At 61.1% G+C, this 13,085-nt stretch carries 9 protein-coding genes; 5 read left to right on the forward strand and 4 right to left on the reverse strand.

The genetic code is table 11. The annotated features are described in order from the left end of the window. The first annotated feature begins 22 nt into the window (after window positions 1-22). Both ACQR07_RS31015 and ACQR07_RS31020 read left to right on the forward strand, forming a co-directional pair. The gene (locus tag ACQR07_RS31015; RefSeq protein ID WP_434905865.1) at window positions 23-1,399 is read left to right on the forward strand and encodes an FGGY-family carbohydrate kinase; all 1,377 of its coding nucleotides are present in this window, start codon (window positions 23-25) and stop codon (window positions 1,397-1,399) included. Window positions 1,400-1,426: 27 nt separating this feature from the next. Next, window positions 1,427-2,686 carry an L-rhamnose isomerase gene (locus ACQR07_RS31020; RefSeq protein WP_434905866.1) on the forward strand — a complete coding sequence of 420 codons (1,260 nt, stop codon included), beginning with the start codon at window positions 1,427-1,429 and terminating at the stop codon, window positions 2,684-2,686. 231 nt (window positions 2,687-2,917) lie between these two features. On the opposite strand, the gene ACQR07_RS31025 is transcribed toward ACQR07_RS31020, so the two are convergent. From ACQR07_RS31025 to ACQR07_RS31040, 4 genes are all read right to left on the reverse strand, one after another. Next, the gene (locus tag ACQR07_RS31025; protein WP_434905867.1) at window positions 2,918-4,756 is read right to left on the reverse strand and encodes an ABC transporter ATP-binding protein; all 1,839 of its coding nucleotides are present in this window, start codon (window positions 4,754-4,756) and stop codon (window positions 2,918-2,920) included. After that, window positions 4,756-5,682: an ABC transporter permease gene (locus ACQR07_RS31030; RefSeq protein ID WP_434905868.1), complete on the reverse strand. Its 927-nt coding sequence runs from the start codon at window positions 5,680-5,682 to the stop codon at window positions 4,756-4,758. Before ACQR07_RS31030 ends, ACQR07_RS31025 begins: the two co-directional genes overlap by 1 nt. After that, complete coding sequence (locus ACQR07_RS31035) at window positions 5,683-6,663, reverse strand: ABC transporter permease (protein WP_434905869.1); 981 nt, start codon at window positions 6,661-6,663, stop codon at window positions 5,683-5,685. Window positions 6,664-6,838: 175 nt separating this feature from the next. Next, window positions 6,839-8,449, reverse strand: coding sequence for an ABC transporter substrate-binding protein (locus ACQR07_RS31040; protein WP_434905870.1), 1,611 nt, complete (start codon window positions 8,447-8,449; stop codon window positions 6,839-6,841). A gap of 196 nt (window positions 8,450-8,645) precedes the next feature. On the opposite strand from ACQR07_RS31040, the gene ACQR07_RS31045 reads away from it, so the two are divergent. The 3 genes from ACQR07_RS31045 to ACQR07_RS31055 all read left to right on the forward strand — a co-directional run bounded on the left by ACQR07_RS31045 (window position 8,646) and on the right by ACQR07_RS31055 (window position 12,510). Then, window positions 8,646-9,539: a LysR family transcriptional regulator gene (locus tag ACQR07_RS31045; RefSeq protein WP_434905871.1), complete on the forward strand. Its 894-nt coding sequence runs from the start codon at window positions 8,646-8,648 to the stop codon at window positions 9,537-9,539. Between the two features lie 196 nt (window positions 9,540-9,735). Further along, entirely contained in the window at window positions 9,736-10,941 is a 1,206-nt protein-coding gene (locus ACQR07_RS31050) for a M20 metallopeptidase family protein (RefSeq protein WP_434905872.1), read from the forward strand. 120 nt (window positions 10,942-11,061) lie between these two features. Next, window positions 11,062-12,510, forward strand: coding sequence for an MmgE/PrpD family protein (locus ACQR07_RS31055; RefSeq protein ID WP_434905873.1), 1,449 nt, complete (start codon window positions 11,062-11,064; stop codon window positions 12,508-12,510). Window positions 12,511-13,085 lie beyond the last annotated feature (575 nt).

Here is a 13,085-nt window from a genome sequence, read left to right on the forward strand (position 1 = left end):
GCCACCTCACGAGTTCAAGACCATGGCCACGGCGGTGCTCGATATCGGCAAGACCAATGTGAAGGTCGCGCTGTTCGATGGCGAAGGCCGCAGGCTGGCCGAGACCAGCCGTCCGAACGCGTCATTGCCGGGTCCGCCCTACCGGCACTACGACACCGACATGATCTGGCGCTTTCTCTTGTCCGCGCTGGCGGAGCTCGCGCGCACCCACGCCGTCGAGACCATCGTGCCGACCACCCATGGCGCGACGGTCGCCTTCGTGTCGGACGATCCCGACGACGACGAGGGCCTGGCGCTGCCGATCATGGACTATGAGGATCCGGTGGTGGAAGCGATCGAGCCGGACTATGCGCATCTGCGTCCGCCCTTTGCCGAGACCTTTTCGCCGCCGCTCGGCAATGGGCTGAACTACGGCCGGCAGATCGCCTGGATGCGGACAAACCATCCTGATCGCATGGCGGCTGCGCGCGCCATGCTGCCCTATCCGCAATATTGGAGCTGGCGGCTGTCCGGCGTGATGTCGGCAGAGCCGACCTCGCTCGGCTGCCACAGCGATCTCTGGGAGCCGGCCCATGGCCGGCTGTCCCGCCTGGCGACGGCGCTCGACCTGCATCGTCTGATGCCGCCGGTCGTGCATGCCTTCGATCGCATCGGTGCGATCCGTCCCGAGATCGCCGCCCGGACCGGATTGTCGCCGGCGACGCGTATTCTCTCCGGCATTCACGATTCCAACGCCTCGCTGCTGCCGCACCTGCTGACACGGCAGGCGCCGTTCACGGTGATTTCCACCGGAACATGGGTGGTGATGATGGGCGTCGGCGCGCCGCTGGAGCGGCTCGATCAGCGGGCCAGCATGCTCGCCAATGTCGCGGCGGACGGACGGCCCGTCGCCTGCGCGATCTTCATGGGCGGGCGCGAATTCGATGTTCTGACCAAGGGCCATCCGGCAGTCGCGACGCTGGCCGATGTCGAGGCGGTGATCGGCGCGGGCGCGCTGGCGCTGCCGTGCTTTTCTGGCGAGGGCGGCCCGTTCGCGCAGCACGCTGGCAGGATCGAGGGCGCCCTGCCTACGCGTGAAAGTGCCCGGGCGGCGCTCGCCACGCTCTACAGCGTCTTGATGACCGACCACATGCTGACGCGGCTCGGCGCCGACAGCGGCGCACTGGTGGTGGAAGGCGGCTTCGTCAAATCGCCGCTCTATGCCGGGCTGCTGGCCGCGCTCCGTCCGCATCAGCCGATGCTGGTCGCCGACAACACCGCCGGCACCGCGCAAGGCGCAGCGCTGCTCGCCACCTGGCCGAAGCCGCCCGTCGATCTCAGCCGCCCGGTGTCGCCGCTCGTTCCCACAGGTCTCGACGGCTATGTCCGGCGCTGGCGGGACCGTGTTCACCATCTCTGACATCCGCCCGTTCGTAGGAGTTCGCCCGTGACTGACCAGACCGTAGAAAAGGCCTTTGCGCAGGCGCAGGCGCATTTCGCCGCGACCGGCGTCGACGTCGAGGCGGCGCTCGCCAGACTCGATCAGGTCGCGGTGTCGCTGCACTGCTGGCAGGGCGACGATGTCCGCGGCTTCGAGAACCCTGAGGCCGCGCTGACCGGCGGCATCCAGGTGTCCGGCAACTACATCGGCCGCGCGCGCACGCCCGACGAGCTCAGGGCCGACCTCGACCTCGCGATGTCGCTGATCCCGGGCCGGCTCCGGCTCAATCTCCATGCCATCTATCTCGACACCGACGAGAAGGTCAGGCGCGATGAGATCCAGCCAAAGCACTTCCAGTCGTGGGTCGACTGGGCCAGCCGCAAGGACATCGGCCTCGATTTCAATCCATCCTGCTTCTCGCACCCCCTCAGCGCCGACAACCTGACGCTCAGCCATCCCGATCCCGGCATCCGCCGCTTCTGGATCGATCACTGCAAGGCGAGCCGCAGGGTGTCCGAGCATTTCGGCCGCTCGCTCGGCTCGCCGTCGGTCATGAACATCTGGGTGCCCGACGGCACCAAGGACTATCCGGCCGACCGCTTCGGTCCGCGCGCGCGCCTGCGCGACGCGCTCGACGAGGTGCTGGCGGAGCCGATCTCCCGGGCCTTCCACAAGGACGCCGTGGAAGGCAAGCTGTTCGGTATCGGCGCCGAGGCCTTCACGGTCGGCTCCAATGAGTTCTACCTTGCCTATGCCGTGAAGCGCGGCACGCTGTTGTGTCTCGATGCGGGCCATTTCCATCCGACCGAAGTGATCTCGGACAAGCTCTCCGCGGTGCTTAGCCTGGTCGATGAGGTGCTGCTGCATGTCTCCCGCCCGATGCGCTGGGACAGCGATCACGTCGTGCTGCTCGACGACGAGACGCAGGCCATCGCGAACGAGCTGGTGCGAGGTGACGTGCTGCACCGGGTCGCGATCGGCCTGGATTTCTTCGACGCCTCCATCAACCGCATCGCGGCCTGGGTGATCGGCACCCGCAACATGAAAAAGGCCTTGCTCAAGGCGATGCTGGAGCCGCGTGCGGCGCTGCTGGAGGCCGAGGCGCACGGCGATGGCACCCGCCGCATGGCGCTGTTCGAGGAACATCGGTCGAGCCCGTGGGGTGCGGTCTGGGACTATTTCTGCCTGACGCGCGGCGCTCCGGTCGGCCTGCGCTGGCTGGATCGCGTCAAGGCCCATGAGCGTGACGTTCTCGTGCATCGATAAGCGCTAGCGAATACTGACGCTCCTACCGCTGCGCTGGCTGCGAGCAAGGGCCGTAGCTGAAGCCGCCTTCACGCAGCCATCTCGACGGCTGGCGTGACTCTGATCGCTTGATCGAAGGGTGTGCGACCGTTCTTGAGCCAGGAGGCATCTGCCGGCACGCAAGTTGTTTGAAGGCGAGCTCCAGATCTTGGAACTCGGCGATCATGAAGTGGGTCGCGGTGCCCCCGGACATCAATCAGTTGCGAGCACCAGATGGTCTTCTCCGATCTTCACATATTTCCGGGCGGGAAGGACGTAGTCGAGCGACCGGACCGGGCTCTTGATTTCACCGGCGGGAACATCCTGCTTCATCGAGCGCCGGGACGGATCGGCGACTGGAACGGCTGCCATCAACTTCTTCGTGTAGGGATGCTGAGGATTGCCGAAGATCGCCCGGCGCGAGCCGATTTCGACGACCTCACCCAGATACATCACGGCGACCCGATGGCTGAATCGCTCGACCACGGCCATGTCGTGCGAAATGAACAGATAAGCGAGTTTGAGTTTCGCCTGCAGGTCGAGCAGCAGGTTGACGACCTGCGCCTTGACCGACACGTCGAGCGCCGAAACGGATTCATCCGCAACGATCAGCTTCGGATCGAGGATCAACGCCCTGGCGATGCTGATGCGCTGGCGTTGACCGCCGGAAAATTCGTGGGGATAGAGGTTGGCCATATCCGCCTTCAGGCCCACCAAATCCAGTAGATGCGCGACCTTGTCTCTTGCTTCCTTTTTGCTGCCCATCCCGTGAACAAGAAACGGCTCGGCGATGGCTGTGCCGATCGTCATGCGCGAATTGAGACTGGCCACAGGATCCTGGAAGACCATCTGCATTTTCTTGCGCAGGTGCTGCAGGTCAGAGCTGCCCAGCGTCGCTATGTCCGTGCTATCCACGACGACCGAACCGGAGGTCGGTTCGATCAGCCGCATGACGGAACGGCCCGTCGTCGACTTGCCGCAGCCCGACTCGCCGACGAGAGAAAGCGTTTCGCCTTCGCGCAGATCGAAAGAAACATTCTCCACGGCGTGGACGCGTCCCTTCAATCCGCCGAACGCACCGCCATGGATGTCATACCTCTTCACCAGATTCCTGACTTGCAACAAGGGCTGGCTGGACGCCGCAACCGTATCGGGCGTCTCCTGGCCCCGGGCCATCTCTCCCGTGGTCTTGTTCACGATTGAAAAACGCATCGGCCGCGAATGGTCTGCCATCTCGCCCATGCGAGGCACCGCCGAAAGCAGCGCACGCGTATAATTGTGGCGAGGCGCGTCGAATATCTGTGCGGTCTTACCGGTCTCCACTAACGAGCCCTTGTACATCACGACCGTGCGGTCGGCGATCTCGGCCACCACACCCATATCATGGGTGATGAACAACACCGACATGTCCTCGGAACGCTGGAGTTCGCGGATGAGCTGCAGAATCTGAGCCTGGATAGTCACGTCCAGCGCTGTTGTCGGTTCGTCCGCGATTAGCAATTTCGGCCGGCATGCCAAGGCGATTGCAATCATGACGCGTTGGCGCATGCCGCCCGAGAGTTGATGCGCATACTCGTCAAGCCGCTGCTTTGCTGATGGTATGCGAACCTTCTCCAACAGCCCCAGCGCCTCGATTCTTGCGTCCTTTCTAGAAAGACCCCGATGCTGGAGCAGGGTCTCCACGATATGGTTGCCCACGGTGTAGACCGGGTTGAGGGCCGATTCCTGAAAGATCATTGCGATCCTGTTGCCTCGCACCTTTCGCATCGCATCCTCGGGCAGCGCCAACAGATTGCTGCCTGCGAACTCGATCCGGCCCTCCAGCTTGCTGGTCTTCGAAGGCAAAAGCCGCATGATAGACATCGCGGTGACGCTCTTGCCCGAACCGGATTCGCCGACGACCGCCACCGTCTCTGCGCGTCCGACGTCAAAGGAGATATCGCGGACAATCGGCTTCCATTTGCCGTCGTTCAGAAATGAAGTGGAAAGGCCGCGCACCGCCAGAAGAGGTTGGGTCGCTGCTTGGCTCACTGGCTGCTGATTGGTCGGCATCACTCGCGTCCCTTCGGATTAAAGACGTCGCGCACCTGATCTCCAATCAGATTGATGCTGACGATGGTGAGGAGCAGTGCAATGCCAGGATAGAGAGCGACCCAGAACTGTCCCGAAAGCGTGTATTGATAACCATTCGAAATCAGCAGGCCGAGACTCGGTTCTGTGATGGGAACGCCAAGGCCGAGGAACGACAAGGTCGCCTCGAGTGAAATGGCCCGCGCGATTTGAATGGTCGCAATGACAATGAGCGGGGGGAGACAGTTGGGAAACAGGTGCCGGAAGATGATCTGATAGGACGGGAAGCCGAGGCACTGGGCTGCCTCGATGTATTCACGGCGACTTTCGACCAGGGCCGTTGCGCGGGCCGTGCGCGCGTAGATCGCCCATTCGACGATAATCAGCGCCAGCACGACGTTGATAACGCCCTTGCCGAGTATCGCCAGGATCAACAGCGCCACCAGGATAGCCGGGAAGGACAGCTGCATGTCCACGATGCGCATGATGACATTCTCGGTTCGACCACCGACGTAGGCGGCGATCAGTCCGACCGAAGCGCCGACGAGGGCGGCGATGAGAGCCGACAACACGCCGACGCTCAGGGAAATGCGCAGACCAAAGAGGATCGCGGAGAACATATCCCGGCCCTGGTCGTCAGAGCCCAACAAATAGACAAAACCTCCGTTGCTTGATAGGCTGCCTGGCGGCTGCATGCCGTCAAGAATGTCGAGTTGCATGAGGTCGTAAGGGTTCTGTGGTACGATCCAAGGAGCAAAGAGGGCGGCCAAAACAATGATGGTCAAAAGGGCAAGGGCGGCGACAGCGATGTGCGATCGCAGAAAGCTCCTCAACGTTCTGCGCCAAGGTCGCTCGACCGCCTGCTCCACGACAACAGGTTCAACGTCGGTTTCCAGTAGTACTGACATTTATGCGCCTCTTTTTCTGCCGAGACGGACTCGTGGATCCAGAACCGTATAGACCATGTCGGTCAAGAGATTGATGCCGACGAAGATCAGCATGACCAGCACGAGATAGGCGACCACGATCGGTCGATCCAGAACCTTTATGCTGTCGATGATCAGCTTGCCCATGCCGGGCCAGGCGAACACGCTTTCGGTCACCACCGAAAAGGCGATGAGCGAACCAAACTCCAGACCTATGACGGTCACGATCGGAATCATGATGTTCTTGAGCACATGGATGCCGACGATCTGTCCTTCCGGCAGCCCACGCGCTCGAGCATAACGAACATAGTCCTGCGGCATCGCTTCACGGACACCTGCTCGTGTCAGGCGCATCACCAGCGCGATTTTGAAGAGAGCCAAGGTGATTGCGGGCAACGCCAGGTGTTTGAGTCCGCCGACGGTCAAAAATGACAATTGCACGCCAAGCAGGCTTTCGGTTGCTCCTCGCCCACCCGAAGGCAACCATCCCAACTGGACCGAGAAAACCATAATGAGGATCAGGCCGATCCAGAATGTCGGCAGAGAAAAGCCGAGGATGCTACCAGCCATCAACGTCTTGGCCAGCCAGCTATCCGGCTGCAAGCCGGCATAAAGTCCAAGCGGCAGGCCGAGGGTTACCGAAAGCAGCATGGCGCTGATGGCCAGTTCCAGCGTCGCGGGCAGCCGCTCAAGGATGACGCCGAGTGCCGGTTGGTTGTAGACATAGCTGGTTCCAAGATCTCCCTGCAGGATACCCTTTAGAAAGAGCAGATATTGAATCCACAGTGGCCGATCGAGCCCTAGATGCGCGACAATGCGCAGTTTCTCGGCTTGTGAGGCGTCGGGAGGAACGAGGATGTCAATCGGATTGCCAATGACGTTGACGCCGACAAAAACGATCAAGGTCATGACAAGCATGACCAGGATCGATTGGAAGAGCCGGCTGGTGAGCCAACCAAACATCATGCCTCCTCGTGTGAAAATCGCTCGCATGCCTTGCCGGCATGACGCATCTGGAAGAGCCCGCCGTCGCTCCGCCGGCGCCACCTGCGAGGTGGGGGTGTCGCTTTGGCGGCTGTCGATGAAGTCGTCTTCAGTAGAGTGCTCTGCTCACGCCTGACGACGCGTGAGGGCGCAATCATGTCCTGCTGGCCGTGATCGGCTTTGCAGCCATGACAGACATGAACTGATCCGATCGCGGCGTATATTGGATGCTCTTCTTGGCGCCGACCACGATCGCTTCACGGTGCAGCGGAAGAATCGCGTGGTCTTCAAAGATGATCTTCGAGTTTTCGGCGAGGATCGCGTAGCGGGTCGCATCGTCAGAAGCCGTTGCCGCCTTCTTCAGATTTTCGTCGACCGCCGGATTGGAATAGAAGCCGGCATTTGAGCCCCCGAGGCCCTTCTCTGCGTTTCTCGTCGCAATGGTGGCTGACATCGGGTTTGAAGTCTCGCCGGTGTTGGTCCCCCAGGCCGCCAAAGACAGGCTGAAGTCGCCCTTGTTGTTGCGCGCCGAATACACAGACCATGGCATGACATCCACAGCCGAAACGACCCCGACGCGCGAGAACATCTGGGCGACCGCCTGAACGATCTTCGCGTCATTGATGTAGCGGTCATTGGGACCATGCACGGTCAACCGGAAGCCGTCAGGATATCCGGCCTCCACGAGAAGTGACCTGGCGAGACCCGGATCATACTTTTCGGGCTGCAGGTCCGACGATGTACCCGGCTGCCCGGCTGGCAGAAACTGAGACGCAATCTCGGCGTTTCCCGCCATGACTTGCTTGACGATTCCCTCCCGGTTGATGGCGAGGGACAAGGCCCTGCGCACCTTCGGATCCTTGAGCGGGTTCTTCGTGAGAGGTTTGCCTGACTTGTCCGTGATGAAAGGAGAGACGTCGCGATGTTGGTCCATGGCCAGATAGACAAGCCGGTTCGACATGCCCCTTACGATGTGGAAGCTCGGGGATGCCTCGACCCGTTCCGACCCCGTGTGGGGCAGCTCTTCAACGAGGTCGAAATCGCCCGACAGCAGTGCCGCGATGCGTGCGGCTTCGTTGGAGATGACCTTCATCTCCACGCGCTCGAAGGCCGGCTTCTCACCCCAGTAGTTGTCGTTTCGAACCAGATTTATCCGGTCTCCCGGAACATACTTGTCGAGCACGAACGGGCCGGTGCCGATCGCCGCCGAACCGTTGTTGAAATCGCCGGTCGTTGCGTTCTTGAACTGTGCCTTGATGATCCCGATCCGGCTCAGCGAGTTCGGCAGCAAGGGATCACGGGTGTTCGTCTCGATGAGAAGTGTCCGGCCCTCCGAGACGATCTTCTTGATCGACCGTGTGTAGATCTGAAAGTTTCCCGGAGTCGAAATCCTGGACGCTCGCTCGATTGAAGCGATGATGTCTTCTCCGGTGAGCCGCGCGCCGTCGTTGAACCTAACGTCGGGCCGAATTTCGAATTCCCAATGCGTGGGGTCGATTTCCTTCCAGGAACTCGCAAGGCCGGCGATGGATTTCACGCTCTCGTCGGTCAACACGACCGGATCAAACAAGTGCCTGGCCAGCGCATTGTTGGGGATCGCGTTGTAGAGATGAGGATCGATCGTCGTTGGTGGTGCAGATAACGCGATCCGCAGAACTGCATCTTGAGCGAATGAGGGACAGGCGAGGCCGACCAGCGGAAAGGCGGTCGCTGCGCCCAATCCATACTTCAGGATCGTACGACGGCTATAGCTGTTGCCTGGCACTCTCGCTCCTCCTGAAAGTTGAACAGAAGATCTGCCCGCTGCGCGCCGGTCTCTTTTCGGAGGCTTTGGCGTCCGCGTCATTCCGGCTTCTTCTGTCGGTTTTCGTTCTAGCTGCCTTGATATCGATCGGCCGGCCGTGCCACAATAATCATAATTCGCATAATCCGTTGCCTAATTGGCAACGCACGAGGTGTCGATGCAGCCCATTTCCATACGGTATGTCTTGGCGGTCGCCCGCTACGGCTCCATCGCCGAAGCCGCCTCACGGCTGAATGTCGCAGGATCGGCGATCAGCCGGCAGATCGCAAAGATCGAAGAACAGCTTGGAGTTGAGCTGTTCGAAAGGCGTGCGCGCGGGATGGTTCCGAGCGCGGCGGGAGAAATTCTGGTCGCGCATGGTCGCCGCACCGAGTTGGACGCGAGCAGTGCAATCGCCGAGATCAGGGAGTTGCGCGGTCCTCACAAGGGCCACATCCGGGTCGCGGCCTTTGATGGTTTTGCGCTCGAGCCTCTGCCTCGCATGATGTCCGATTTTCGCGGCTCATATCCTCAGGTGACATTCGATCTATACCTCGGCAACTCGTTCGAGATCGCCAGGCAGGTCAAGGATGGTGAAGCGGACATCGGAGTGACCTTCAATCATCCGTCGCCACGCGGCGTCGACGTTGTTCACGTCAGTCGGCGCCTGGTCAGCATCGTCGTCCCGAAAGACCACGCGCTCGCAAAGAGGCGGGGCGTCACGCTGAAGGACATTTCCCGCTACCCGCTTGCCTTGCCCGACAAGTCCAGAACCCAGCGCCAGATGATCGAGACGGCGTTCGCCAGGCACGGGCTGAGGGTCGAGCCGGCGATGTCGTCCAATTCCGTTGCCGCCATGCGCCAATTCGCCAAGAGTGCCGGCGCAGTCGTCTTTAGTTCATCGCGAATTGCCGAAGAAGCCGATGCGGAAGGTTTGAAGGTCGTTCCCATCCGTGACGATGGAGTCGCGGAAACAGTGATCCACGTCATCACCATGGAAAAGCGAACACTTCCTGCAACGGTTCAGGCGTTTCTTGAGATCGTGCTGGGTAGGCTTCGGTCCGGTGACTGAAGAAGACCCCTTTGCGTGGACAGTGTCTCTCCGCACACGGTCGCTCAATTGCACGATCGGAGTCCGTGGCCGGCTGACGTCGGCGCGATCTGGTCGACCGCGTCGATCGTACTCTGCGACCAAACAATGCATTGCCATTTCAGCAATGAAGGATGCGAATCTAAGCGATTGTGGCAGAGCAGTCCCATGACTAACCATGGGTACTGATCAGCATGAGACGCAAAACGTCGGGGAGGCATCGGTGTCGGTATTTTCAAAGCCGGCGATCGCGGAGGCGACCGCAATCAGGCAGCACCTGCACGCCAATCCCGAGTTGCGGTACGAGGAGTGTCAAACCGCCGATCTGGTCGCTGGCCGGCTCAAGGCGCTAGGTTATGACGTGACCGAGGGCGTCGCCAAGACGGGGGTTGTCGGTCTCCTGGATACAGGCAGACCCGGTCCCACCATTGCTTTCCGCGCCGACATGGACGCGCTGCCGATCGAGGAGCAGACCGGGCTTTCCTACGCTTCGCGTAGCCCCGGCAAGATGCATGCCTGCGGCCACGACGGGCACACCGCATCACTTCTCTTGGCTGCGCGCAAACTTGCAGAAGACCACGATCATCTCTCAGGCAGAATCAAGCTCTTGTTCCAGCCGGCGGAGGAAGGCGGCCTTGGCGCCGTCGCCATGATCGAGGCTGACGTGCTGAAGGGGGTCGAGAATATCTATGGCTTTCACAATCGCCCGGGCTTTCCGCTCGGTCGGGTTTTCGCCAAATCAGGTCCGGCAATGGGCGGCAGTACGCGCTACGAACTCACCATCGCGGGACATGGCGGCCACGCGGCGCGACCGGATCTCGCGATAGATCCGATCCTTGTTGGATCTGCCGTGGTCCAGGGGCTCCAGAGTATTGTGTCCCGACGGCTGTCGCCGCTGGAATCCGGGGTGATCACCGTGACCGGCTTCCATGCCGGCGGGGGCGGCAATGTCATTCCGCCGGCGGCAAGGCTCATGATCAGCGCCCGTGACGGTTCGCCGGATGTCTTTGCGCTGCTGGGTCACGAGATACGGCAAGTGACGACCAACATCTGTAGCGCGCATGGCGCACGCGCAGAGATCACGCAGCTCCTACGCATTCCGTCGGTCATCAACGATCGAGCGCAGACAGATTTTGTGATCAAGGTCGCCATCGATACCTTTGGCGAGAATCGGGCGGGACACATCGACAGGCTTGCGACGATGGGCGCGGAAGATTTCGCATTCTATCTGGAGCAGGTTCCCGGTTGCTTCTTCTTTGTCGGCAATGGCGAGGAGAGCGCCTATCTGCATGATCCGAAGTATGATTTCTGCGACGAGATCCTTCCGGTCGCGGGCGGCATGTTTGTCGCGATTGCGACCCATCGTCTCCGGCCAGCGATCTGATTGCGGATAGCGTTGCGGCGCTATCATGCAGGCAGGTGGATTCACGAGACCTCCGGTCTGTTTCCACGACAAGAGTCGCAGCACGCAGGGCCAGGCAGCCGACGAATTCAAGGAGAAAACATGAGCGCGAACCCGCAGGCCACGAAAGCCCTCTCGCACTGGGCAGCCACGGTACCAGCGCGGTGGGCACCGTCGACGATCCGCATCGCCGAGCATTCCCTGGAGGACACGATCGCAGCCATGGTGGCGGGCGCAGGGGATCGCGTTTCGGCGTCCGTCCGGCAGGGGCTGGAGTCCGGTGCAGGAACTATTCCCGTCATTGGCAGCACCAAGCGACTGTGCGCGCCATTGAGCGCGCTGGCGAACGGAACGGCGGCGCATGCGAGAGAGCTCGACGAAATGTTTTTCGTTGCGGGAAGCCATTTTGGCTGCGCCCTCATCCCGGCGATCCTGGCGCTGGCTTGCGAGATGGATACCTCCCTGGACCAGGTGCTGGATTCGCTGATTGTCGGCAGCGAAGTGATGGCTCGGATTGGCATGGCCATGAACAGGGCGCATTTCGAAAAAGGCTGGCACGGCACGCAGACCATCGGCGTCATTGCCGCCGCAGCGGCATGCGCAAGGCTGCGGGGCTTGGACACCGACAAGATGACGCACGCGCTCAGCCTGGCGGTTTCCATGGCCGCGGGGCCCAAGGTCCAGTTCGGCACCGACGCCAAGCCGCTGCATGCTGGACTGGCCGCCCAAGGCGGCGTCCTGGCGGCCTCATTGGCCGCGGCGGGAGTGAGGGGCAGTGAAGTGGCACTGGAAGGCCCACACGGCTTTGGCGCGTTGTATGGCGGCCACACGATGGCTGACTGGTCCGCTGTGGCAAATGTCCAGGACGAACCCCTGGCCATTGAGAGGCACGGGTTTGCATTCAAGCTCTACCCGAACTGCGCATCAACGCATCGGTGCCTTGATGCCTTGCAATCTCTCGCTGCAGAGCACCGCTTCGATGCAGATGAGGTCGCGCACGTCGAAACGCTGGTAGGGCGGGTCAACATGGTGAACCTCATGCATTCAGAGCCAGGCGATCCGCGGGAAGCCATGTTCTCGATGCAGTACGCCATCGCAACCATGCTTCGCTATGGCGGCGTGGAGCTTGCCGACTTCACCCCGCAAGCGGTGCGCGATGCCGAAACTCGGCGCCACATGCAAATTGTGGAGATGCGGCTGGATCCGAAGGCCGAAAGGGGCGCGGAAACTGCGACAAATCTGTTGCCGCATACGACGATCGTGACCTTGAAGGACGGCCGGCGCCTGGCGCGATCACTACAGCATGCCAAGGGATCCTTGTTGAACCCGTTTTCTGCATCGGAGCGGCAGACAAAATTTGACCAGTGTACGGCCGGCATTGCTCCCGCAGAACGCCTCATGCAGGTTCGCCAGATTCTGTCCGCGCCGCACGGCATCAAGGTTCGCCGCTTGTTGGAGCTGCTACAGTTCGAGGCCCACGTGGACGACGGAGAGCGTTTTCAGCGTACCACTGGGTGCATATCCAAAGCCCCATCGGCGTTGTCACGCTAACTTCCGGCGGGCGCGAAGAAGTGTATTCGCGACGTCGCGATGTCGCACCTTTTGCGGGATCTGCGGTCGGTGTGGTCAACGCACCGCGAGAAGCTCGGACCGACGATCTAGCAGACTGTTGAAGACGTCTTGGAGCGACGTCCGATGAATGGTAACCGCCGTTTCTGACCCACTTGTTGTTGTGACACGTGTTGGAGAAGTCTTCGGGGTCCGATTTCGGGGATCTGCTTGTGTCTACGCTCGACCTTAAGCCGGAACTGAAGGCTTCTGCGGTGAGGCGGGTTGAGGTAATCACGGGGGGGGGCGCCGAACCTTGGTCTGACGACGACAAGGGGCGGATCATTCGGGAAGCGACGGAGCCCGGCGTGGTGGCGTCGTAGATCGCCCGCCGCCATGGCTTGAGTCCGCAACGTCACGCTCAACGATGATCGGCAATCTTGCCCTAGTCCCGAAGCATACCGTTGCAAAACCCGATTCTTATACAAGTCGTTGAGTTTGCTGGTGGGCCCGGCAGGACTCGAACCTGCAACCAGACCGTTATGAGCGTGTGGAGTTTCCCTTATCTTATTGATTTC

Origin of the sequence: Bradyrhizobium sp. HKCCYLS20291, from assembly GCF_051167715.1 — a bacterium.
Lineage (GTDB): Bacteria > Pseudomonadota > Alphaproteobacteria > Rhizobiales > Xanthobacteraceae > Bradyrhizobium.

What these genes read in the sequence shown, in the direction of transcription:
- ACQR07_RS31055 (WP_434905873.1), top strand. Translation starts at nt 11,062, where the DNA reads ATGAGCGCGAACCCGCAGGCCACGAAAGCCCTCTCGCACTGGGCAGCC.
- ACQR07_RS31045 (WP_434905871.1), top strand. Translation starts at nt 8,646, where the DNA reads ATGCAGCCCATTTCCATACGGTATGTCTTGGCGGTCGCCCGCTACGGC.
- ACQR07_RS31030 (WP_434905868.1), bottom strand. Translation starts at nt 5,682, where the DNA reads ATGTCAGTACTACTGGAAACCGACGTTGAACCTGTTGTCGTGGAGCAG.
- ACQR07_RS31025 (WP_434905867.1), bottom strand. Translation starts at nt 4,756, where the DNA reads ATGCCGACCAATCAGCAGCCAGTGAGCCAAGCAGCGACCCAACCTCTT.
- ACQR07_RS31015 (WP_434905865.1), top strand. Translation starts at nt 23, where the DNA reads ATGGCCACGGCGGTGCTCGATATCGGCAAGACCAATGTGAAGGTCGCG.
- ACQR07_RS31035 (WP_434905869.1), bottom strand. Translation starts at nt 6,663, where the DNA reads ATGTTTGGTTGGCTCACCAGCCGGCTCTTCCAATCGATCCTGGTCATG.
- ACQR07_RS31050 (WP_434905872.1), top strand. Translation starts at nt 9,736, where the DNA reads ATGGGTACTGATCAGCATGAGACGCAAAACGTCGGGGAGGCATCGGTG.